The organism is Pseudomonas sp. SCT (assembly GCF_003864275.1).
GTDB classification, from domain to species: Bacteria; Pseudomonadota; Gammaproteobacteria; order Pseudomonadales; family Pseudomonadaceae; genus Stutzerimonas; species Stutzerimonas stutzeri_AE.
The window spans coordinates 481,554-502,740 of the sequence record NZ_BDJA01000003.1 but is presented as its reverse complement, the minus strand read 5'-3'; the positions used below and the strand labels follow the sequence as shown (position 1 = coordinate 502,740).

Sequence of the window (21,187 nt, the reverse complement as noted above, 5' to 3'; positions counted from 1 at the left end):
ACTATGGAATACGACTACATCATCATCGGCGCCGGCTCGGCGGGTAACGTGCTCGCCGCGCGGCTAACCGAGGACGCCGACGTCAGCGTGCTGCTGCTCGAAGCCGGCGGTCCGGACTATCGGCTGGACTTCCGCACCCAGATGCCCGCCGCGCTTGCGTATCCGCTGCAGGGCACGCGCTACAACTGGGCCTACAAGACCGACCCCGAGCCGCACATGAACAACCGTCGCATGGACTGCGGCCGCGGCAAGGGCCTGGGCGGTTCATCGCTGATCAACGGCATGTGCTACATCCGCGGCAACGCCCTGGACTACGACAACTGGGCCAAGGCGCCCGGCCTGGAAGACTGGACCTACCTCGACTGCCTGCCGTACTTTCGCAAGGCCGAGTCGCGCGACATCGGACCCAACGACTACCACGGCGGCGTCGGCCCGGTCAGCGTGACCACGCCGAAGGCGGACAACAACATTTTGTTCCAGGCCATGGTCGAGGCGGGCGTGCAGGCCGGCTACCCGCGCACCGATGACCTCAACGGCTACCAGCAGGAAGGCTTCGGTCCCATGGACCGCACCGTGACACCCCAGGGCCGGCGCGCCAGTACCGCGCGGGGTTACCTGGACCAGGCCAGGGAGCGGGCGAACCTGACCATCGAAACGCATGCGGTGACCGATCGCGTCCTTTTCGAAGGCAAGCGCGCGGTGGGCGTGCGCTACCTGCGCGACCGCAAGGACCCGTACATCGCGCGGGCGCGCCGCGAGGTGCTGCTGTGCGGCGGGGCGATCGCTTCGCCGCAGATCCTGCAGCGCTCCGGCGTCGGGCCGGGCGCGCTGCTGCGCCGGGTCGGGGTCAAGCCCGTGCACGAGCTGCCGGGCGTCGGCCAGAACCTGCAGGATCACCTGGAGATGTACCTGCAGTACGAATGCAAACAGCCCGTTTCGCTCTATCCCGCACTCAAGTGGTGGAACCAGCCGGCGATCGGCGCCGAGTGGTTGTTCCTCGGCAGCGGTATCGGGGCCAGCAACCAGTTCGAGGCCGGCGGCTTCATCCGCAGCAGCGACGAGTTCGAATGGCCGAACATCCAGTTTCACTTCCTGCCGGTGGCGGTCAGCTACAACGGCAGCAACGCCCATGACGGTCACAGCTTCCAGGCCCACGTCGGCTCGATGCGTTCGCCCAGCCGCGGACGTATCGAAATCCGCTCGACCGATCCGGCCGAGGATCCGAGCATCCTGTTCAACTACATGGCCCACGAGCAGGACTGGCGCGAGTTTCGCGACGGCATCCGCCTGACGCGCGAGATCATGAACCAGCCGGCGCTCGATCCCTACCGCGGTCGCGAGCTGAGCCCGGGCATCGAGGCGCAGAGCGATGCGGAGCTGGACGCTTTCGTCCGCGAGCACGCCGAGACGGCCTATCACCCATCCTGCTCCTGCAAGATGGGTACGGACGACATGGCCGTGGTCGACGGCCAGGGCCGGGTGCACGGGGTGGAAGGCCTGCGCGTGGTGGATGCCTCGATCATGCCGCAGATCATCACCGGCAACCTCAACGCGACCACCATCATGATCGCCGAGAAGATCGCTGACCGGATTCGCGGCCGTGAGCCGCTGCCGCGTAGCACGGCGAAGTACTACGTGGCCGGCAATGTGCCGGTGCGGCAACCGCCGCGGCGTTGACGCGTTCGCCGTCAGGTGGTGGAAAAGGCTTCGCCGTTTTCCACCCTACGAGAACTTGTCGCGCAGAAACAAAAACGCCCCGCTAGTGCGGGGCGCTTTTGTTTAACCGAGCAGATCAGATCACTTCGGCCCAGAGGTCGTACTCGTCGGCGTTGGTGACGCGTACGCGGACCTTGTCGCCCGGTTGCAGTGGCTGTGCGCTGTCGACGTAGACCATGCCGTCGATTTCCGGGGCGTCGGCCCAGGAGCGGCCAATGGCGCCGTCCTCGTCCACTTCGTCGATCAGCACGTCCATCTCCTGGCCGACCTTCAGCTGCAGGCGCGCGGCACTAATGGCTTGCTGGTGCGCCATGAAACGGTCCCAGCGCTCCTGCTTGATTTCGTCCGGTACCGCTTCCAGGCCCATCACCTCGGCCGGGGCGCCATCTACCGGCGAGTATTGGAAGCAGCCGACGCGGTCGAGCTGGGCTTCGGTCAGCCAGTCGAGCAGATACTGGAAGTCTTCCTCGGTTTCGCCGGGGAAGCCGACGATGAAGGTCGAGCGGATGGTCAGCTCGGGGCAGATCTCGCGCCATTTCTTGATGCGCGCCAGGGTCTTGTCTTCGAAGGCCGGGCGCTTCATGGCCTTGAGCACCTTCGGGCTGGCGTGCTGGAAGGGGATATCCAGGTACGGCAGGATCTTGCCGGCGGCCATCAGCGGAATCACGTCGTCGACGTTCGGGTAGGGATAGACGTAGTGCAGGCGCACCCAGACGCCCATCTTGCCCAGCTCCTCGCACAGCTCGAGCATGCGCGTTTTGACCGGCTGGCCGTTCCAGAAATCCAGCTTGTACTTGAGGTCCACGCCATAAGCGCTGGTGTCCTGGCTGATCACCAGGACTTCCTTCACACCGGCCTTGACCAGGCGCTCGGCTTCGCTGAGCACATCGCCCACCGGCCGGCTGACCAGCTTGCCGCGCATCGACGGGATGATGCAGAAGCTGCACGTATGGTTGCAGCCTTCGGAAATCTTCAGATAGGCGTAGTGGCGCGGGGTGAGCTTGATGCCCTGTGGCGGTACCAGATCGACGAAGGGGTCGTGCTCGATGTTCGGCGGCACCACCTCATGCACCGCATTCACCACCTGCTCGTACTGCTGCGGGCCGGTAACGGCCAGCACGCTGGGGTGCACACCGCGGATGTTGTTCTCGTCCACACCCATGCAGCCGGTGACGATCACCTTGCCGTTCTCGGCAATCGCCTCGCCGATGGCGTCCAGCGATTCGGCCTTGGCGCTATCGATGAAACCGCAGGTGTTGACAACCACCACATCGGCGTCCTCGTAGGACGGCACGATCTGGTAACCCTCCATGCGCAGCTGGGTGAGGATGCGTTCAGAGTCGACCGTTGCCTTGGGGCAACCCAAGCTCACGAACCCGACTGTTGGCGTTTTGCTCATCGACTTTGAACCTCGAAAACCGCGCATGAAAAAGGCGCGCGAGTATACAGAGCTGAGCATTTTTTAGCCAGGCCGGGAGCGGCGCACGTGGGTCGATATGCCCTGGCGTGGCGCGACCGCTCCAGCTGCGAGTGCCGCTGCAGATCAGGCTCCGATGTCGTATTCGATTTCGGCGAGCGGCGCGAAAGACTCGCTGAGGTCGCTCACGCTGGTCGCGCCAACCAGGCGATTGCGGTATTCGCTCGGCGTGCAGCCGGCGAACTGCTTGAACACTCGGGCGAAGTAGGACGGATCGCGGAAGCCCGCCTCATAGCCGATGGTGGTGATAGGCATCTGGCTGTTGTCGAGGCGGTCCTTGGCGAACTCCATGCGCCTGGCAAGGATGTGCTCCAGATAGCAGATGCCATACACGTCCTTGAACAGCCGGCTGAAGCGCGACGGCGTCATGCCGCAGAGCTGTGCCAGCTCCTTCTGGTCGATGTTTTCGCGAAAATGCTGGTCAATGTGCTGCAACGCGCGCGCCAGCGATTGATGCTTGCGATGATCCGCGGTCAGCCTGACGCAGGCTGGCAGCTCGGGGAACACCTCGCTCATGGGTTGCCGGGGATAACCAGCACCGATGCGCCTCAACGCATGCAGTTCAAGCAGTGCACGCCGATAGCGCGCCATTTCTGCCGACGAAATGGGCAGCGTGATGTATTCCCATACCCGCGAGCGCATCGCCCATACGGCGAGCTCCTCGGTGTGCTGGACGGTAAACATGGTGATCGGAAGGGATGGCACCGAGCGCTTGAGTTGCTGCAACTGGCTCAATCCGAGCGCGTCGGGTCGATCGAAATGCATGCAGATCATGTCTGCCTGGCGCAGATGTAGGCCCGAATCTGCGACAAGGGAGTCCGGTGCGATCAGCCGACAATCGCAGAAGTCACTGAACTGAGCCATTAGCGCTTGTGTAGAGCGCTCGCAGGTCATGTCGAGCCAGAGAAGGCTGGGGCCTGTCGCGGAGTTAGACATCATTACTAGCTCTGCCGATTGTTGTTGTGCGCCTCAAACAGTATTGGCAATAAGCCATTATTGCTAAGAACCAATTCTGCTAACTGCGTCACATTTTGTTGCGGATAGGTTATGTGACAGCGCGGCCTCTGCATCAGCTGAATGAATGACCTCTAAGCGCTGCCCATTGGGGTGGCGCCTTGTCGCATCCCTTCTATCTGCGGCTACCTGTGTGCAGGCACAACGCCAGTAAAAAAATCCTAGCGATCAGCAAAGGACTCCTAACTGCCGTCTCCACTCCGCGCCTAGGGTGAAAGCAGAGCAGGGATTAATCCTGCTGGCTCCGGGTAATCACATCGAGAGGTGAGCGAGATGAAACTTCAGTCGATCAAGAGCGCAGTGGTGAAGTTCGCGAGGGATGAGGAAGGCTTGACCACGGTGGAGTATGCGATTGCCGGTGGGCTGGTGGCGGCCGTGCTACTTACGGCGTTCACAAACTTAGGGCAGGCCGTACTAGTCAAGATCAACGCGATCATCACCGCATTGGGTGGAACCACGGCCCCAACGCAGTAATGGCAATCGAGTGGATAGTTCTATTAAGCCTGGCGGGATATGCGGCGCTGATTGATCTTCGGCAACACCGAATTCCGAATTCGCTCGTGGTGTTCGGCATAGCGGCGGGGGTTGTTGGTCAGGTTTTCGGCGCAGGATGGTCCGGGCTTGGAACTAGCGCGATCAGTGCGGCGATCGGCTTTGCCATCTTCATTCCGCTCTACGCCCTCGGCGGCATGGCCGCCGGCGACGTCAAGCTGATGGCGATGGTAGGCACGTTCATGGCACCGCAGCAGGCCCTGCTGGTCTCGCTGCTGGCGCTGATGGCCGGGGGTATTGGTGGGTTGTTGCTGATCGCCGTGCACGGGCAGCTCCGGCAAACGCTGACTCGGTACACGGTGATGCTGGGCGCTCACCGCTACCTGGCGCCGGACAAGAACGAAGTTGCCGGCAAGCGCTTTCCCTACGCCATCGCCATCCTGCTCGGCACCCTGGGCAGCATGTTGTGGTTTGAATTCGCCCGCTGAAGGGGATGTGTCATGCATGTAGTCATCGATCATCCAACCCGGGACCGCGAGTTCGCAGTGGTCCAGCAACTCGCGCCACAGCCTCGCAGCATCGCCGATACCGGTCTGGATGAGGCGCTGTTGGGCGATCTTGTCTGCAAGCATCTGCACGAATCCGGCGTGCTTGATATCGGCCGGCTGGCTGACCGCCTGGCGTTGCCAGGCGCGGTGGTCGATGAGGTGCTGGGCCAGCTGCGCAAGGACGGCAGCGTCGAGGTGCTCGGGCAGACCGGTGGCAGCGGTTTGCGTTACGGGCTGACCGAGCGTGGCCGCATGGCGGCGCGAGATGCCTTCGCGCGCAGCGGCTATCTCGGGGCCGCTCCGATTCCGGTGAGTCTCTACTGTGCCTTGCTCAAGTTGCAGACCATCCATCATGGGCGGGTGACCGAGCGGGCTATGCGCGCCGCCTACAGTGGCGTGGTAATGACCGACGACCTGCTGGAGCGGCTCGGCGTGGCGATGAATTCCGGCCGCGCCATGATGATTTATGGTCCCTCCGGGACCGGCAAGACCTACATCAGCAGCCGGCTGATCCGTTTGCTCAACGAGGCGATCTGGGTGCCCCACGCCGTGGTGATCGGCGATGCCGTGCTGCAGATCTACGACCCGCAGATCCATTGCCGGCTGGAGACCGAAGAACCGGCCAGCCTGCTACTCGATCAGGGCATCGATCGCCGGCTGCTGTGCTGTTCGCGGCCACTGCTGACCACCGGGGGTGAGCTGACCATGGACCAGCTCGAAATCCGCCATGACCCCGTCAGTCGGCAGTACCACGCGCCGCTGCAGCTCAAGGCCAGCAACGGCCTGTTCATTGTCGATGACCTGGGCCGGCAGCGCATGCCGCCGGCCGAGCTGCTCAACCGCTGGATCGTGCCGATGGAGGAGCGCCGCGACTTCCTCAACCTGGGCGGCGGGCGTCACTGCGTGCTGCCGTTCGACCTGATCCTGGTGTTCTCGACCAACATCAACCCGCTGGACCTGGCCGACGACGCCTTCCTGCGGCGCATCGGCTACAAGCTGCCGTTCGGCTACCTCAAACGCGATCAGTACGAACGCATCTGGCGGCAGGAGCTGGATAAGCGCGGCCAGGCCTTCGATGCGGCGCTGCTCGACCACGTCCTGAGCGAGCTGCACGGAGCCGAAGGCGTTCCGCTGCTGCCATGCCAGCCGCGCGACCTTATCGATATGGCACTTGATCGCCAGCGCTATCTGGACCGCAGCGGTCCGTTGACGGCCGACGACCTGGACTGGGCCTGGCGAAACTACTTCGTCCAGCTCGAATTTCTCGAATGAAGGAGATTGGACATGGGCTCCCGTACGTTTTATCTGGTGCTGTTCTCGCTGCTGCTGGGACTGGGTGCGAGCTGGATGGCCAACAACTGGCTTAACGCCAGGCTCAGCGCGGCACCTGACGACCAGCAGCGCAACGTCGTGGTGGCTACCATGGAAATTCCCTTCGGCCAGGCCATCGAGGCGCAGCAGGTGATGGTCGTGCGCATGCCGCGGGGCACGGTTCCTGATGATGCCTTCGATGCGGTCGACCAGGTGGCCGGCAAGATCGCCACATTCAGCATGCTGCGCGGCGACATCGTGCGTGGCGCCCGGGTAGCCGAGCATCTGGGCGGCAGCACCCTGGCTTCGTTGATCGCCAAGGACAAGCGCGCGGTATCGGTACGGGTCGACGACGTGGTTGGCGTGGGCGGCTTCCTGCTGCCCGGCAACCGGGTCGATGTGCTGGCGACTCGTCGCATCGGCAGCGGTGAGGAAACCGAAGCCAAGACCATTCTCCAGGACCTGCGCGTGCTGGCCGTCGACCAGACCGCCAGCACTGACAAGACCCAGCCGGTAGTAGTGCGTGCCGTGACGCTGGAAATGGCACCGGACGAGGCAGAAGCGCTGGTCAAGGCGATGTCCGAGGGCCGCCTGCAACTGGCCTTGCGCAACCCACTGGATAACGACAAGCGCGTGGCCGCCGAGCCGCAGTCGCTGCAGGTGGCTGCGCCAGCACCGGTGGTGGTGCCGCCCAAGCCGGTACAGCGTCAGCGAGCTCCGGCCGACCCGGGCGTCACCATCATTCGCGGCACCGAGGTCAACGTCACCAAGGTGCGGCTCTAGCGCGATCACTGCCAACACCGGCGCTGTCACCAGCCGGTCTGCAAGGAGATTCACATGAACAGCATGAGCAAAGTGCAGCTACTGGCCGTCCTGCTGGGCGGCTGGGCGGTGCTGGGGGCGCCGGCGACCTTCGCCCAGCAGCCGGTTTCGGCTACGGCGGTGAGAGCCATGCCGGCGGTGAACAACAGCGATGTGCAGGTGCCCATCTACAAGTCGCGGGTGCTCAGCACGCGGGCGTCGGTCAACCGCATCTCGGTGGGCAACCCGGCGATTGCCGACATTCTCATCACCTCGCCGACGCAGCTGTACCTGCTCGGGCGCTCGCTGGGCAGTACCAACGTGCTGCTGTGGGACAACCGCAATCAGCTGATCGACAGCCTGGATGTGGAGGTGGTGCACGATCTCGGCGGGCTCAAGGCCAAGCTGCATCAGGTGCTGCCCAACGAGCGCATCGAAGTGTTCAGTGCACAGGGCGCGCTGGCGCTGCGTGGCCAGGTCAGCAGTGCAGCAGCCATGGACAGCGCGGTGAAGCTGGCGCAGAGCTATGCGGCGCAGGCTTCGGCGGCTGAAAGCGGCGGTGCAGCGATGCAGAATAAGCCGCTGGAGGTGATCAACCTGCTCGGTATCGGTGGCAGCCAGCAGGTCATGCTGGAAGTGAAGGTTGCCGAGATGCAGCGCAGCCTGTTCAAGAATCTGGATGTGCGCTTCAACGCGCTGGATTTCGGCTCGTCGTCACGCTGGTCGGGGGGCGGCTTCAATAACGGTCTGAACGCCGATGGCGGTGTACTGGGCCTGAATCCAGATGGTCAGGTGGACCCGAGCAAGCTGATCGGCAGTGGCAAGGCGATCTTCGGGCAGTTCCTCTCGGAGAACTTCCTGTTCAACGTCGTGCTGGACGCGGCCAAGGACAATGGTACGGCCAAGGTGCTTGCCGAGCCGACGCTTACCACGCTGACCGGACAGCAGGCGGAATTCATTTCCGGTGGCGAGTTTCCGGTGCCGGTGTCGGACGACGATGGCATCACCATCGAATACAAGGAATTCGGCGTCGGCGTGAAGTTCCTGCCGGTGGTGCTGGACTCGGGCCGCATCAACCTCAACCTCAATGTCGCGGTCAGCGAGCTGAGCAACGCCAATGCGCTGATGCTCACGACCGGCCTGGGCGGCACCAACAGCGTCGGCCAGCTGGTGCCGTCGTTGACCAAGCGCAGTGCGCAGTCCACCGTGGAACTGGGCAATGGCCAGACCATCGCCATCGCCGGCCTGATCAGCGAGAACAGCCGCGATTACGTCAGCCGCTTCCCCGGCCTCGGCGACATTCCGGTGCTCGGACAACTGTTCCGCAGCCAGCAGTACATCAACGGCGAGACCGAACTGGTCATCCTCGTCACCCCTCATCTGGTCACTCCGCTGGATGCCAAGGCCGTGCGGCTGCCGACGGAAAACTTCGTCGAGCCCAGCGACCTGGAGTTCTACCTGCTCGGCAAGACCAAGGGCAGCCAGCCCGGGCGTGCCGTGCCGGTCAGTCTCGGTGTCAGCGAAGGCCGTTTCGGCCACGACCTCAAGTAAGCGGAGAGCAGCATCATGAAACGAATCATTGCGCTGGGCTTGCTGGCCGCTTTGGGTGGCTGCGTGAGTTATGACGAGGGCCGCGTCGGCCCGCTGGGCTCGACCGTGTACCTGAGCGAATACCTGCAGATCGTCGACAAGCAGAAGGCTGCCAACCCGGGAACAGGTTTGGCGGCAGAGGGCGTCGATGGGCCGCTGACGGAGAAGGTGATGGAGGGCTATCGCGGCACCACCGGCGATGCGACGCAGGTCGCCCAGCCGATCCAGATCAACGTCAACAACTGAGGCGCCCGCCATGACAGTCCGCAGAAGCAACAGGCCGTTACCGGCACGCCAGCGCGGTGCGGTCATGGTACTTGCCGTGCTGGCGCTGCTGTCCATCCTGTTGATGGCGGCGCTGGCACTGGATGGCAGCCATATGCTGCTGAACAAGACCCGGCTGCAGAACGCGGTAGATGCGGCGGCGCTCAGCGGGGCCAAGACGTTGCAGCAGGTACTCGGCTCCGGCAGTTCTTCAAGCCTGACCCGCGACGCCGCACTCGCAACGCTGCGGCTCAACGCCCAGGCACCCGGCAACGCAGAGCTGAACACCGCGCTCGGCAGCGGGGGCACCAGCTTCGCCCGGGTTGAACTGGCCGCCAGCGTCTACGGGCCTTTCTCATACCCGGGGCCGCTCAATGCGCGCTATGTAAGGGTGTCGGTGCCCAACTACGGTTTGGTCGGCTTCTTCTGGCGGATCATGGATATGTTTGGCACGGCGCCGGAGAAAACCGTTGCCGCCGTTGCGACAGCCGGGCCAAGTCCGACCAGCCCCTGCGACATTTCACCGATGATGGTCTGTGGCGATCCTAATCAGTACAACGCGTCGAACGAGCTGTTCTGGGGCTATCGCTTTGGCGATCTGCAGGTGCTCAAGGGAGCATCCAACAGCGATCCGGTGATTGGTCCGGGCAATTTCCAGCTAATTCGTTTGGGTGGTACTAGCGGTGCCTCGGAGACACGTGACGCGCTGGCAGGTGGCTTCAGGCGTTGCAATGTCGTGGGCGACGCGGTGCCGACCGAGCCGGGCAACAACGTCGGTCCGGTGGCGCAAGGGTTGAATACCCGCTTCGGCGTCTATGACGGGCCGATCAGCAGCAAATCGGCGAGCTATCCGCCCGACCAGGTCATCAGTTTCAGCACGCCGCGCATGACCCTCAACAGCACCGTGAGTCCGCCGCGCGCCGAGTATCAGGGCCAGCCAGTGCAATCGCGCAATGGCGACCTGTACACCAGCAGTCATGCCTTGCTGGACTTCAACGACTGGCAGCGCAGCGTCGGCAACTGTCCGAACGGTTGCCAGGCGAACGGCGTTTTCGAGCGGCGTGTATTGAAGATTGTGGTGGGCAACTGCAATGGCGCGTCGGGCGGCAGCACGTCGGTGCCGGTGCTGGGCTTCGGCTGCTTCTTCCTCGTGCAGTCACTGCCCGGTGGGCAGGGCAACCAGGCCGTGGTGTTCGGCCAGTTCATTCGTGAATGCGAGGGCGACAACGTACCCGGGCCGAACTCGGTCGGCGAGACGGGGCCGCAGATCATCCAGCTGTACAAGACCTATATCGACAACAGCCGGACGCCTAGCAGCGATTCCTGAAGGAGGCGGCCATGAAGCGCAACGGAGCGGCCTATGGGGTAGGGCAGCGCGGGCTGGCCATGGTGGAATTTGCCATCGTGTTGCCGTTGCTGCTCCTCCTGCTGCTCGCCATCGGCGAGATCGGCCGCATGATGTTCCAGTACAACACCTTGCTGCAGGCCAGCCGCGACGCCAGTCGTTACCTGGCCGGCGAAGCGCGCAATCGCACCCTCGGTCAGCTCGAGCTTTCCACCGAGCTGCTGACCCGCACGCGAGCGCTGGCGGTATATGGCGTGCCGGTGGCGTCGGGCAGCACGGCGCCGCTGGTGAGCGGCCTGACCAGCGGCGCCGTGCAGGTTTCTGCGGTCGGCAGCGACCATGTGCAGGTGAGCATCAGCTACCTGTTCGTTCCGGTGGTTGGCCGGGGCATTCCGGCGTTGTTCGGTGGGGAGCTGCGCCTGGGATTTCCCCTCGTCGCCACGACCGTGATGAGGGTGCTGTGATGAGCCGCGTGCGCCAGCACGGCGCCTACACGGTCGAATTCGCGATTGTCGGCCTGCTGTTCTTCGTGCTGATGTTCGGCGTGTTGGAAATGGGCCGGCTGCTGTTCACCGTCAACGCGCTGAACGAGAGCGCGCGTCGCGGCGCAAGGCTCGCAGCGGTGTGCAACATTCAGGACCCGCGCATCTTGCGGCGGGCGATCTTCAACGAGGCGGAGCAGAGCGGTACCAGCCAGCTGATCGGCAATCTCGAAACCAGCCATCTGCGCCTGGTCTACCTCAACCAGGATGGTGCCCCGGTGGCCAGCCCGGCCGACACCACTGGTGTAACCGGCTACCGGGCGATCCGCTATGTACAGCTGCGTATCGAAGGCTTTCCCTTCCAACTGCTGATTCCAACGCTGCAGCGTGTGATCACGCTGCCGACGTTCCAGTCGACCCTTCCCCGCGAAAGCCTCGGGCGTCACCCCGAGGCCAACGTTGTTCCGGAGATCACCCCATGCTGAAGCCGACGCCGCCCAGCGCCCCAGCCGTTTCCAGCGCACGCCCGCTGCAGTTGCTGATCAGCAGCCGCGACGCTGCGGCACTGGAGCGATTGAGCACAGCCATCGGGTCGCATCCCGCATGGCAGGTCACGACCCGGTTGGTCAACAATGGCCATACCGATCCATTGTTCGGACTGGATCACCTGCCAGACCTGCTGCTGCTGCATGTGAGCAATCTGTGGCGCGACGAGCTGGCCGCTCTGCTGCTGCGTCCGGCCAGCCAGCGCCCGCCGTTGCTGGTCTGCGGGCCGCTGGACGAGCGCGAGGGGCTGCGCCTGGCGATGCAGGCCGGGGCACGGGATTTCCTCGCTGAGCCGGTCGTCGCGGCCGAGTTGCTGGCCGCCATCCAGCGCGTTGCCTTCGAGAGCCAGGCAGGCGTCGATGCCGGCGGACGGCTGGTGGCGGTGATGAACGCCAAGGGTGGCTCGGGCGCGACGATGCTGGCCTGCAACCTGGCTCATCAGCTCAGCGGGCATGGTGCCAGGACGCTGCTGCTGGATCTGGATCTGCAGTTCGGCTGCGTAGCGCACTGCCTGGACGTGCGGCCGGCGCACAGTCACCTCGAGGTGCTGCAGCGTATCGATGAAATGGACGGCATGGCCCTGAATGGCTTCTGCAGCCACTTCAGCCCGACGCTGCATGTGCTGGGTGGGCGTCCCGGCGAGCTGTGCCTGACCCAGGACGTGCGCCTGGAGCAGCTGGAAAGCCTGCTCAATCTGGCGCGGCGGCATTACGACTGGGTGGTGGTCGATCTGCCGCGACAGATCGACCACCTCACCGGTATCACCCTGGAGCAGGCGGATCGCATCTATGTGGTGCTGCAGCAGAGCCTCAGCCACCTCAAGGATGCGAGCCGCCTGCTGGCCATCATGCGTGAGGACATGGGTATCCAGGCCCAGCGGATTCAGGTGGTGGTCAACCGCTACGACAAGGCCGCTGCGGTGAGCCTGCAGGACATCACCGAGGCACTGCATTGCGGGGAGCCGATTCGTCTGGCGAACGACTATGCGGTGGTCAACGAGAGCCAGAACGCCGGCGTTCCGCTCGGCTTGCACGCGCCGCGCGCGCCGATCACTCAAGGCATCCGCCAGCTCAGCCAGGCGCTGATCGGTGCTCAGGTCGAGGCGCCGAGCCTGCTCAAACGCACATTCGGTCGACTGTTCGGGGGAAGCCATGCTCAGTGAATTCAGGAACAGACTGCATCGTCAGACCGGCAAGGACAGCGTGCCGGCCAATCCTGTCGCTACCGCCGAGCAGCCCGCCAGCTGGGAAGCCGACGCGCCGGAGAATCTGTACGAAACCCGAACTCAGCTCAACTCCATCGAGGCCGAGTGGCGTGAGCGCATCTATCAGCAACTGCTGAAGGTGATGGACCTGTCCTTGCTGGACTCGATGGAAAACGCCGAAGCGACACGGCAGATCCGCGACATTTGTCAGCGCCTGCTGGACGACCATGCAGCGCCGGTGAGCAGCAGCAGCCGGCAGTTGATCATCAAGCAGATCAGCGACGAAGTGCTCGGGCTTGGTCCGCTGGAGCCGCTACTCGCCGATGGCACGGTGTCCGACATTCTGGTCAACGGCCATGCCTCGGTGTACGTGGAGCGCCACGGCAAGCTGCAGCGTACCGATGTGCGTTTTCGTGATGATCAGCACCTGCTGAACATCATCGACCGCATTGTCTCAAGCCTCGGCAGGCGCATCGACGAATCCTCGCCGCTGGTGGACGCGCGTCTGAAGGACGGCTCGCGGGTCAACGCCATCATTCCGCCGCTGGCAATCGACGGGCCGAGCCTGTCGATCCGCCGTTTCGCCGTGGATCTGCTGAACGCCGAGAGTCTGGTCGAGATGGGCACCCTGACGCCGGCGATCGCGCTGGTGCTCAAGGCCATCGTGCGCGGCCGGCTCAACGTGCTGGTGTCCGGCGGTACCGGCACCGGCAAGACGACCATGCTCAACGTGCTGTCGAGCTTCATTCCGCACAACGAGCGCATTGTCACCATCGAGGATTCGGCGGAACTGCAGCTGCAGCAGCCGCACGTGGTGCGCCTGGAGACGCGCCCGGCCAACATCGAGGGGCGCGGCGAAATCAATCAGCGCGAGCTGGTGCGCAACAGCCTGCGCATGCGCCCGGATCGCATCGTCATCGGCGAGGTACGTGGGCCGGAAGCGTTGGACATGCTGGCGGCAATGAACACCGGTCACGACGGTTCGATCACCACCATCCACGCCAACAGCCCACGTGATGCGTTGGGCCGTATCGAGAACATGGTGTCGATGTCCGGTGCGACATTCCCGATCAAGGCGTTGCGCCAGCAGATCGCCTCGGCCATCGACGTGGTGCTGCAGCTCGAGCGCCACGAGGATGGCAAGCGAAGGCTTGTCAGTGTGCAGGAGATCAATGGCATGGAAGGCGACATCATCACTATGTCCGAAATCTTCACCTTCGAACGGCGCGGCATCGGTGAGAAAGGCGAGGTGCTGGGTGAGTATCGGCCCAGCGGCATGGTGCCGATGTTCCGTGATCGCCTGGCCAAGCGCGGCATCGAACTGCCGCTGCCGCTGTTCAGACCGGACTGGATGGAGGTCATGCAGCCATGAGGCAGATACCCACCGAGTACATCCTGGTTTTTCTCGGCATGATCTTCGTCGCGGTGGTCTTGCTCAGCCAGGGCCTGACGATTCCGGTGTTCGGCGAGGCCGGCAAGATGCGCAAGCGCATTCGTGCGCGCCTGCACCTGCTCGAACACAGCAACAACGGGCCCAGCATGCAGATGCTGCTGCGCGAGAAGTACCTGACGCGACTTTCGCCATTGCAGGCGCGGCTGGAGCAGCTGCCGATGATGGAGCGACTGGCGCAGATGATCGAGCAGAGCGGCCATCATTATCTGGCGCATCGGGTGGTGTTGGCCGGACTGGCGCTCGCGGCGCTGGCCAGTGCCGCGATCTGGGTCGTTACTCTGCAATGGTGGTTGTCGGCTGGCGCCGGGCTGGCGGCATTCTGGCTGCCCATCGGAAAGATCAACGCGGATCGTGCCAAGCGTTTCGCTGCCTTCGAGGAAGGTCTGCCGGACGCGCTGGACTCGGTCTGTCGGGCGTTGCGCGCGGGGCATCCGTTCGGTGAGTCGCTGCGTCTGGTGGCCGATGAGCACAAGGGGCCGGTGGCCCAGGAGTTCGGCCTGGTGTTTGCCGATATCAACTACGGCAATGACGTGCGTCGCGCCATGCTCGGCCTGCTGGAGCGCGTTCCCAGCATGACGGTGATGATGCTGGTGACCTCGGTGCTGATCCATCGGGAAACCGGTGGCAACCTGACCGAGGTGCTGGAGCGCATGAGTGCGCTGGTGCGCGGGCGTTTTCGCTTCCAGCGCAAGGTACGCACGCTGTCGGCCGAAGGGCGGATGTCCGCCTGGGTGCTGGTTTCCGTGCCCTTCGTGCTGGCGGCGGTGATCATGCTGACCACTCCGGAGTACCTGCCGATGCTGCTCAACGAGCCTGCCGGGCAGAAGCTCGCCGTGGCGGCCTTCGTCGGGATGCTTGCGGGCATCCTGTGGATTCGCCGCATCATCCGCATCCAGGTCTAGGGGGCTCGTCATGGATTACTTGTGGAGCGTGTTCAACGGCCTGATGGGCGATGAGCGCTGGGTACGCCTGCTGTTTCTGGCGGCGATCGGCATCAGCGTGGTGATCGCAGCGCTCACCCTGACCTTGCTTGTGGTCGGCTTGCAGGACCCGGTGCATCGACGACTGGTCACGCTCAAGCGCGGCATGGTCGATCAGGGCGTTGGCGAGCCGCCACGGGGCAACCTGCAGCTGCTGCTGGCGCAGCTGGGGGATCGCCTGGTCGCCACCGACAGCGAGCATGCCAGCGGTACGCGCGCGCTGTTGCTGCACGCCGGTTATCGCTCGGCCAGTGCCGCGCAGCTGTACTGGTCGCTGCGCCTGTTGTTGCCGCTGCTGTTGCTCGCTGCCGCAGTGGTGCTGCTGCCGTTGTTCAGCGAAGTGGAGTTTTTGACCGGGCTGATGCTGACGGCCGCAGCGGTCATCGTCGGCTGGATGATTCCGGCGATCTATGTCGAAAAGCGCAAGGAGGCCCGCATGAGTCGACTGCGTGCCGCCTTCCCTGATGCGCTGGATCTGCTGGTGGTATGCGTCGAGTCGGGGCTGGCCTTGCCGCAGGCGATCGAGCGGGTAGCCGAGGAGACGTCCGTCAGCCATGCCGAACTGGCCGGCGAACTGGCCCTGGTGAATGCCGAAATCCGCGCGGGTGTGAGCAGCTCCGATGCGCTGCAGAACCTCGCGCTGCGTACCGGTCTGGAAGACTTGCAGGGGCTGGTCAGCCTGCTCAGTCAGAGCATCCGTTTCGGCACCAGTGTGGCGGATACGCTGCGCATCTACGCCGAGGAGTTTCGTGACCGGCGTACCCAGGCGGCCGAGGAACAGGCTGCCAAAATCGGGACCAAGCTGGTCTTTCCGCTCATTCTCTGCCTGTGGCCCAGCTTCTTCGTGGTTGCCATCGGTCCGGCCATCATGGCGTTGGTCAACGCCTTCGGGAGTTCCTGACATGAAAAGATTCGGATTGCTGCTGCTCGTATCCGCCGTGCTGGGCGGTTGTCAGAGCATGGGGCCGGATACCGGCAACAGCGGACGCTCGGTGTACTCCGGCGACAACGCGCTGCTCTATCAGGTGCGCAAGCAGGCAGGCAGCGCGGACCAGGCAATGCAGCTGGCGGCGCTGGCCTATCGGGCGGGAGATCTCGACCAGTCCCTGTTTCAGTATCTGCGCGCCATGGAGCTTGAGCCAAAGCGCCAGGACGCTCTGGTCTGGGTCGGGCGTATCCACCGGGAAAGGGGCAACGATCAGCTCGCCGAACTGGCCTTCACCGAAGTGCTGGCCAAGCAGTCGGACAACCTCGATGCGCTGACTGAAATGGGCATGCTGAGCCTCTCGCAGCGCGATCAGGATCGTGCGCGGGGCCTGCTGCACAAGGCCGTTTCCCTGGATCAGCGGCGTCAGGGCGTGGCCATTGGTGAAACGCTGCCCGAGCCGCAGGCGCTCAAGGTCGACCAACAGTCGCCGCTCAGGCTGTACAACGCACTCGGCGTGCTGGCCGATCTGAACAACCGCTTTGCCTTGTCCGAGGGCTACTACCAGCTGGCGCTGAAGATCGAGCCACGCTCGCTGCTGGCGCAGAACAGCCTGGGCTATTCCTATTATCTGGCCGGACGCTGGCAGGACGCCGAGCGCACCTTCCGCCGCGCGCTGGATCAGAACGGCAGCTACACGCCACTGTGGCGCAACTATGGGCTGCTGCTGGCGCGTACTGCGCGTTACGAGGAGGCGCTTTCGGCTTTCGAGCAGATAGGTTCGCGCGCACAGGCCAGCAATGACGTGGGCTATGTCTGTCTGGTGGAAGGCAAGCTGGATGAGGCCGAACAATTCTTCCGCAGCGCCCTGGAACAGTCGCCGTCGCACTACCTCACGGCCTGGGAGAACCTCGAGCGCGTACGGCAGTTGCGCAAGATTCGGCAGCTGGGGCTGGAGCGCGCGCAGTCGGAAGTGTTCGCGGTGGTGGACGCAGAGGTCAAGGTGTTCCCCGTGCCCTGATCGGCTCAGCGGTTGCCCACCGCGACTGCAGGCGCAGTGGTGCGTTGGCGGCGCGGCAGGTAGCGTTTGAGTTTGAGCGCCGGCGACTCGATCAGGTACCAGGAGAGTACTGCGGCGGCGAGGCTGGCGGCGAAGCTCAGCAGCATGAACGGTAGCAGCGGCAGGCTGCCGTCGCTCCAGTGCATGAGCAGTTGCTGCAGCGGGAAGGCGAAGATGTACAGCCCGTAGGAGAAGTCGCCCGCCTTGCCGAACCCGGCCAGCAGCGGGATGCGCAGCTGGGCGAGGTAGAGCGTGAGATAGGGCAGCGTGAGCACGTGCACCAGCTCCCAGTAGTCGCTGCGTGCACTGAGCAGGTTTGCGGTAACCATTAGCGCGGCGAGCTTCCAGTTCCAGATCAGTTTCTGGCGATACAGATAGAGCACCACACCGGCATAGAAGAACATCCCCAGCCGCGTGGCCTTGCGCAGCAGGTCGCTCTGCACCTCGTATACCGGGATCAGGTAGAAGTGCACGCCGACCATCAAAACCAGCCCGATCAGCGCCATGCTGCGGCCGAACACCTTGAGCAAGCCGAGCGTCAGTACAGTGGCATACATCAGCACTTCGTAGGGCAGCGTCCACAGCGAGCCGTTGACCGTATCCGGGAAGGGGTTGCTGGCGAACACGCCGGGCAGGCGGAACTCCGTGATGAACACCGCGTTACCCAGGTAGGCAAATGTTTCGGGTGCGGCGAAGTATTCGCTCAGTGGCAATCGGGTGGCCAGCGGCCCCACAACCAGCACGACAAACAGCACCGAGACGATCAGCGCCGGAAGGATGCGCAATGCCCGTTTGGCGGCGAAATCCAGCACGCTGTGGCTGTTCAGCCAGGAACCGGCGATGAGAAAGCCGCTCATGACGAAGAACACGTGCACGGCGATGTCCGCCGAGTCATAGCTGCCGCTGAACAGGCGCAGCGGTTCCTGATGCGCCTGGCCCGAGAGTCCGTAGGCGTGACCGAATACCACCATCGCGGCGGCGAAAAAGCGCAGGAAATCGAAGTTGTTGTCTCTATCCGCCAGAGTGGGCGTGTGCATCGGAACCTCCTGGTCTGAGTAATCAACGCAGCGGAAAAGCCTGGCTCATGCCCAGCGTGTGGCTTTCACCGTCACGGATCGCCTGCTCGATAAGTTGCAGGCGCTCGGGGGCACGCTGGCGTCTGGCGACATATCGCAACAGGCTGAGGAAGATGCGGCGGTTCAGCCGGTATAACCAGGGCGAGGCAGCCCAGACATAGGTGTCGAACCAGGCCTGGTTGCGGGCGGTGTAGTAGGCGCGGAAATCCGAGTCGCCCAAGAGGAAGGCTTCGTAGATGTTGCGGGTGTGGGCCTTGATGTTCCAGGACAGCTCCAGCTCGTCGATCAATGCCTCGGTGACCAGCCGCAGGCGGCCACCCATCGCGGTAATGCGGCGGGTGTACTCGGTGTCATCGGCGTAGAGCACCAGCTCGCGCAGCGGCAGGCCGATCGCCTGGTACAGGCTGCGGTGCGCGAGCATGCCGCCGTAGGGGGCGAAGGGCAGGTCGATGGCCCGTGGCGGCGTACCCTTTGGCCGGCCCCAGGGCAGGCGACGCCAGATCTTGTAGGGCAGTTGCGCCACGTGGAAGCCAAAGTAGCTGGAGCGTGGCTGAACGATGAAACGCTGCGGCACGCCGCGGGCGATGTCCTCCTGCTGGCTGCGGCGAAAGCCCAGCACCGCCGCGTTAGGCAAACCCACCTCGTCGTCCAGCCGCGCCAGCTCCTCGTGCAACAGGCGCACGGCAGAGGCGGTGGGTGCGTTGTCGTCATCCATCATCCATATGTACTGGGCGCCTTCTGCGAGCGCAGCTTCCAGCCCCACGGCATAGCCGTTGGCCGAGCCGGTGTTTTGCGCAAGCGGGATAAGTCGGACCTGACCGGGCCAGCGGCTGGTCAGCTGCTCAAGCGGCGCGCTGGAGGCGTTGCTGACCACGATTACCCGGGTGATCTGCTCGAAGGCGAATGCCTGCTCAATCAGGCGGCGCAGGTAGTGCAGGCGGTCGCCATAGGTCACTGTGACGATGGTGGTCTGCCTTCGCGCCGGTGTTTCGCCGGCTTCAATAGCGATGGTCTGTGTGTCCAGGCTGCAGGTGTCAGGCACGGCGGTATCTCCTCAGGACTGTTCTGGAACGACCAGGGGCAGGCAACCGGCTGATTGCGCTGGCAACTCTTCTTCGGCGGGGCTGAAGAAGGCGTGAAAGATGCGGATGAACCCGGTGGCTGCCGGATCGCCGGGTGGGCCGGGCGCGGGAATGAGTTCGGTGTAGGAGTAGCCGTCGGCCAGAATCAGCGACGCCCTGGATGTTCCGTCTGTGCTCATGCTGAAGCTCCCTGGGTGACTGGACGCCGTGAGGCGCCGATCAGAATGAATAACGTCGGCCGTCCGTTGGCGGGAACCACAGCGAACCGGCGGCGGGTTCGGCCATGTGTCGGCCTCGATTGGTCGCGGCGCGCTCTACACCCTGACCTCCGGCCGCGGAGGCGCAGTGCTGTGCAGAATCGCTGCCTGAATGGCTGTAGGCGATCACGCTGGTGGCGCTGGCGGCATCGCAGGACGGTGTGTGGCTGCCGTGCAGATTGGCCGATGTCGGGTCTGCGCTCAGTGAGTCGACGATCACCGCCGCGCAGGCGGGATCAACCGCCAGGACAAGGGCGAAACCGAGAGCGCGGGTGGCTCTCATCCACTGCTTTACTGTGTTCATCCTTGAAACCTCGTAAGTGAATGGGAAGTTAGGCGTGCTTGACTGGCGCCACGGCAGCCGGATAGAGCGGCGTATTGGGTGCCGGTGAAGGGAAGAAATCCTGGCCGTCGTAGGCCCTCGCTTCGCGCAGCCGCGCCTCGACGAACGCCCGTATCTCCTGCTGGAAGCGTTCAATGGAAAAACGCTCCGAGTTGCTGCGGCAGTTTGCGGCGCTGATGCGCGAGCGCTGGGCTTCGAAGGTGGCGATGGCTGCAATGATCGAGGCCGTGTTCTGCTCGGGATAGAACACACCGGTGGGTTCGGGATGATCGAGACCGCGTACGGTTTCCAGCACACCGCCGCGGCCGAAGGCGATTACCGGTGTGCCACAGGCCTGAGCCTCGATCGGCGCAATGCCGAAATCCTCCTCGGCAGCGAAGACGAACGCCTTGGCGCGCTGCATGTGCTGTCGCAGCACCTCGAAGCTCTGGTAGCCGAGCAGGGTGACGTTGGGGCCGGCAACCTCGCGGGCCTTGTCCATCTCCGGGCCGGTGCCGATGACGATCAGGCGCTTGTCCGGCATCGCCGCGAAGGCCTCGATGATCAGCGGGATCTTCTTGTAAGGCACCATCCGCGAGGCGGTCAGATAGAAGTCTTCCTTGGCCTCGTGCAGGGTGAACTGGCGGGTGTCGACCGGCGGATAGATCACGGTGGACTGACGCCGGTAACTCTTGTTGATGCGCCGGCCGATGAAGTGCGAGTTGGCGATGAACTCGTCGACGCCGCTGGCGGTGCGCTGGTCCCACATGCGCATGTAATGCAGCAGCATGCGCGCGAGCTTGGCCTTGATGCCGCGCTCCAGACTGGCTTCGTGCAGGTACTGGTGCTGCAGATCCCAGGCGTAGCGGATGGGCGAATGCACGTAGCTGATATGCAGCTGGTTGGGGCCGGTCAGCACGCCCTTGGCGACCGCATGGCTGCTGGAAATGATCAGGTCATAGGAAGACATGTCCAGCTGCTCGATGGCCAGCGGCATCAGCGGCAGGTACTTCTGGTAGTGGGTGCGCGCCTTCGGCAGTTGCTGGATGAAGGTGGTGGTGGCGCGTTTGCCGCCGAGGTGGACGCGGTCTTCATCGGAAAGAAAATCGATGACGGCGAACAGATCAGCGTCCGGCCAGACGGCGCACAGGCTGGCGAGCACACGCTCGGCGCCGGCGTACGTCACCAGCCAATCGTGAACGATGGCAACTTTCATGGCATGACATCCTTGATCGAAAAAGA

General features: G+C 63.9%; 22 protein-coding genes. 15 read left to right on the top strand and 7 right to left on the bottom strand.

The features are described from left to right. Nucleotides 1-3 precede the first annotated feature (3 nt). Complete coding sequence (gene betA / locus BHD08_RS10840) at nt 4-1,677, top strand: choline dehydrogenase (protein WP_125022132.1); 1,674 nt, start codon at nt 4-6, stop codon at nt 1,675-1,677. A gap of 115 nt (nt 1,678-1,792) precedes the next feature. Here the strand turns inward: betA and rimO are convergent, their stop codons facing one another. Continuing rightward, nucleotides 1,793-3,115 carry a 30S ribosomal protein S12 methylthiotransferase RimO gene (gene rimO / locus BHD08_RS10835; RefSeq protein ID WP_015277404.1) on the bottom strand — a complete coding sequence of 441 codons (1,323 nt, stop codon included), beginning with the start codon at nt 3,113-3,115 and terminating at the stop codon, nt 1,793-1,795. 144 nt (nt 3,116-3,259) lie between these two features. Further along, nucleotides 3,260-4,132 (bottom strand): DNA-binding response regulator, encoded by an 873-nt coding sequence (locus tag BHD08_RS10830; RefSeq protein WP_015277403.1) that lies wholly within the window; start codon nt 4,130-4,132, stop codon nt 3,260-3,262. 348 nt (nt 4,133-4,480) lie between these two features. On the opposite strand from BHD08_RS10830, the gene BHD08_RS10825 reads away from it, so the two are divergent. From BHD08_RS10825 to BHD08_RS10760, 14 genes are read left to right on the top strand one after another with little or no spacing between them, the layout of a single operon-like run. After that, a complete protein-coding gene (locus BHD08_RS10825; protein WP_015277401.1) occupies nt 4,481-4,681 on the top strand; it encodes a Flp family type IVb pilin in 201 nt (66 codons plus the stop codon). Then, nucleotides 4,681-5,187, top strand: a complete 507-nt coding sequence (locus BHD08_RS10820) for a prepilin peptidase (RefSeq protein ID WP_125022130.1) — start codon at nt 4,681-4,683, stop codon at nt 5,185-5,187. Before BHD08_RS10825 ends, BHD08_RS10820 begins: the two co-directional genes overlap by 1 nt. 12 nt (nt 5,188-5,199) lie before the next feature. Further along, nucleotides 5,200-6,519 (top strand): AAA family ATPase, encoded by a 1,320-nt coding sequence (locus BHD08_RS10815; RefSeq protein ID WP_125022128.1) that lies wholly within the window; start codon nt 5,200-5,202, stop codon nt 6,517-6,519. 12 nt (nt 6,520-6,531) lie between these two features. Beyond that, the gene (cpaB, locus tag BHD08_RS10810) at nt 6,532-7,341 is read left to right on the top strand and encodes a Flp pilus assembly protein CpaB (protein ID WP_015277398.1); all 810 of its coding nucleotides are present in this window, start codon (nt 6,532-6,534) and stop codon (nt 7,339-7,341) included. A 54-nt stretch (nt 7,342-7,395) separates the two neighbouring features. Then, the gene (locus BHD08_RS10805) at nt 7,396-8,910 is read left to right on the top strand and encodes a type II and III secretion system protein family protein (protein ID WP_015277397.1); all 1,515 of its coding nucleotides are present in this window, start codon (nt 7,396-7,398) and stop codon (nt 8,908-8,910) included. 15 nt (nt 8,911-8,925) lie between these two features. Next, the gene (locus BHD08_RS10800; RefSeq protein WP_015277396.1) at nt 8,926-9,195 is read left to right on the top strand and encodes a hypothetical protein; all 270 of its coding nucleotides are present in this window, start codon (nt 8,926-8,928) and stop codon (nt 9,193-9,195) included. A 10-nt stretch (nt 9,196-9,205) separates the two neighbouring features. Further along, nucleotides 9,206-10,540, top strand: coding sequence for a TadE/TadG family type IV pilus assembly protein (locus tag BHD08_RS10795; protein WP_125022126.1), 1,335 nt, complete (start codon nt 9,206-9,208; stop codon nt 10,538-10,540). 11 nt (nt 10,541-10,551) lie between these two features. Beyond that, on the top strand, nt 10,552-11,022 hold the full coding sequence (locus tag BHD08_RS10790) for a TadE/TadG family type IV pilus assembly protein (protein ID WP_125022124.1): 471 nt from the start codon (nt 10,552-10,554) through the stop codon (nt 11,020-11,022). Next, on the top strand, nt 11,022-11,525 hold the full coding sequence (locus BHD08_RS10785; RefSeq protein WP_125022122.1) for a TadE/TadG family type IV pilus assembly protein: 504 nt from the start codon (nt 11,022-11,024) through the stop codon (nt 11,523-11,525). Before BHD08_RS10790 ends, BHD08_RS10785 begins: the two co-directional genes overlap by 1 nt. Further along, entirely contained in the window at nt 11,519-12,748 is a 1,230-nt protein-coding gene (locus BHD08_RS10780; RefSeq protein WP_125022120.1) for an AAA family ATPase, read from the top strand. Before BHD08_RS10785 ends, BHD08_RS10780 begins: the two co-directional genes overlap by 7 nt. Further along, nucleotides 12,738-14,162, top strand: coding sequence for a CpaF family protein (locus BHD08_RS10775; RefSeq protein ID WP_125022118.1), 1,425 nt, complete (start codon nt 12,738-12,740; stop codon nt 14,160-14,162). The genes BHD08_RS10780 and BHD08_RS10775 overlap by 11 nt, the downstream gene beginning before the upstream one ends. Beyond that, nucleotides 14,159-15,145, top strand: a complete 987-nt coding sequence (locus BHD08_RS10770) for a type II secretion system F family protein (protein ID WP_125022116.1) — start codon at nt 14,159-14,161, stop codon at nt 15,143-15,145. The genes BHD08_RS10775 and BHD08_RS10770 overlap by 4 nt, the downstream gene beginning before the upstream one ends. Nucleotides 15,146-15,155: 10 nt before the next feature. Beyond that, nucleotides 15,156-16,124, top strand: coding sequence for a type II secretion system F family protein (locus BHD08_RS10765; protein WP_125022114.1), 969 nt, complete (start codon nt 15,156-15,158; stop codon nt 16,122-16,124). 1 nt (nt 16,125) lies between these two features. Next, nucleotides 16,126-17,169 carry a lipopolysaccharide assembly protein LapB gene (locus BHD08_RS10760; protein WP_125022112.1) on the top strand — a complete coding sequence of 348 codons (1,044 nt, stop codon included), beginning with the start codon at nt 16,126-16,128 and terminating at the stop codon, nt 17,167-17,169. Nucleotides 17,170-17,174: 5 nt separating this feature from the next. Here BHD08_RS10760 and BHD08_RS10755 read toward each other — a convergent pair whose 3' ends face one another. The 5 genes from BHD08_RS10755 to BHD08_RS10735 are packed head-to-tail and all read right to left on the bottom strand — an operon-like array spanning nt 17,175 to nt 21,161. After that, nucleotides 17,175-18,245 carry an acyltransferase gene (locus BHD08_RS10755; RefSeq protein ID WP_125022110.1) on the bottom strand — a complete coding sequence of 357 codons (1,071 nt, stop codon included), beginning with the start codon at nt 18,243-18,245 and terminating at the stop codon, nt 17,175-17,177. A 22-nt stretch (nt 18,246-18,267) separates the two neighbouring features. Further along, nucleotides 18,268-19,326, bottom strand: coding sequence for a glycosyltransferase (locus BHD08_RS10750; protein ID WP_375708249.1), 1,059 nt, complete (start codon nt 19,324-19,326; stop codon nt 18,268-18,270). A 12-nt stretch (nt 19,327-19,338) separates the two neighbouring features. After that, entirely contained in the window at nt 19,339-19,545 is a 207-nt protein-coding gene (locus tag BHD08_RS10745; RefSeq protein ID WP_125022108.1) for a hypothetical protein, read from the bottom strand. A 40-nt stretch (nt 19,546-19,585) separates the two neighbouring features. Then, nucleotides 19,586-19,927 carry a hypothetical protein gene (locus BHD08_RS10740; protein WP_015277384.1) on the bottom strand — a complete coding sequence of 114 codons (342 nt, stop codon included), beginning with the start codon at nt 19,925-19,927 and terminating at the stop codon, nt 19,586-19,588. Nucleotides 19,928-19,955: 28 nt separating this feature from the next. Then, nucleotides 19,956-21,161, bottom strand: a complete 1,206-nt coding sequence (locus tag BHD08_RS10735) for a glycosyltransferase family 4 protein (protein WP_125022106.1) — start codon at nt 21,159-21,161, stop codon at nt 19,956-19,958. Between the last annotated feature and the right edge of the window lie 26 nt (nt 21,162-21,187).

Coding starts and splice junctions, on each gene's coding strand:
- betA (WP_125022132.1), top strand. CDS start 4: ATGGAATACGACTACATCATCATCGGCGCCGGCTCGGCGGGTAACGTG.
- rimO (WP_015277404.1), bottom strand. CDS start 3,115: ATGAGCAAAACGCCAACAGTCGGGTTCGTGAGCTTGGGTTGCCCCAAG.
- BHD08_RS10830 (WP_015277403.1), bottom strand. CDS start 4,132: ATGATGTCTAACTCCGCGACAGGCCCCAGCCTTCTCTGGCTCGACATG.
- BHD08_RS10825 (WP_015277401.1), top strand. CDS start 4,481: ATGAAACTTCAGTCGATCAAGAGCGCAGTGGTGAAGTTCGCGAGGGAT.
- BHD08_RS10820 (WP_125022130.1), top strand. CDS start 4,681: ATGGCAATCGAGTGGATAGTTCTATTAAGCCTGGCGGGATATGCGGCG.
- BHD08_RS10815 (WP_125022128.1), top strand. CDS start 5,200: ATGCATGTAGTCATCGATCATCCAACCCGGGACCGCGAGTTCGCAGTG.
- cpaB (WP_015277398.1), top strand. CDS start 6,532: ATGGGCTCCCGTACGTTTTATCTGGTGCTGTTCTCGCTGCTGCTGGGA.
- BHD08_RS10805 (WP_015277397.1), top strand. CDS start 7,396: ATGAACAGCATGAGCAAAGTGCAGCTACTGGCCGTCCTGCTGGGCGGC.
- BHD08_RS10800 (WP_015277396.1), top strand. CDS start 8,926: ATGAAACGAATCATTGCGCTGGGCTTGCTGGCCGCTTTGGGTGGCTGC.
- BHD08_RS10795 (WP_125022126.1), top strand. CDS start 9,206: ATGACAGTCCGCAGAAGCAACAGGCCGTTACCGGCACGCCAGCGCGGT.
- BHD08_RS10790 (WP_125022124.1), top strand. CDS start 10,552: ATGAAGCGCAACGGAGCGGCCTATGGGGTAGGGCAGCGCGGGCTGGCC.
- BHD08_RS10785 (WP_125022122.1), top strand. CDS start 11,022: ATGAGCCGCGTGCGCCAGCACGGCGCCTACACGGTCGAATTCGCGATT.
- BHD08_RS10780 (WP_125022120.1), top strand. CDS start 11,519: ATGCTGAAGCCGACGCCGCCCAGCGCCCCAGCCGTTTCCAGCGCACGC.
- BHD08_RS10775 (WP_125022118.1), top strand. CDS start 12,738: ATGCTCAGTGAATTCAGGAACAGACTGCATCGTCAGACCGGCAAGGAC.
- BHD08_RS10770 (WP_125022116.1), top strand. CDS start 14,159: ATGAGGCAGATACCCACCGAGTACATCCTGGTTTTTCTCGGCATGATC.
- BHD08_RS10765 (WP_125022114.1), top strand. CDS start 15,156: ATGGATTACTTGTGGAGCGTGTTCAACGGCCTGATGGGCGATGAGCGC.
- BHD08_RS10760 (WP_125022112.1), top strand. CDS start 16,126: ATGAAAAGATTCGGATTGCTGCTGCTCGTATCCGCCGTGCTGGGCGGT.
- BHD08_RS10755 (WP_125022110.1), bottom strand. CDS start 18,245: ATGCACACGCCCACTCTGGCGGATAGAGACAACAACTTCGATTTCCTG.
- BHD08_RS10745 (WP_125022108.1), bottom strand. CDS start 19,545: ATGAGCACAGACGGAACATCCAGGGCGTCGCTGATTCTGGCCGACGGC.
- BHD08_RS10740 (WP_015277384.1), bottom strand. CDS start 19,927: ATGAACACAGTAAAGCAGTGGATGAGAGCCACCCGCGCTCTCGGTTTC.
- BHD08_RS10735 (WP_125022106.1), bottom strand. CDS start 21,161: ATGAAAGTTGCCATCGTTCACGATTGGCTGGTGACGTACGCCGGCGCC.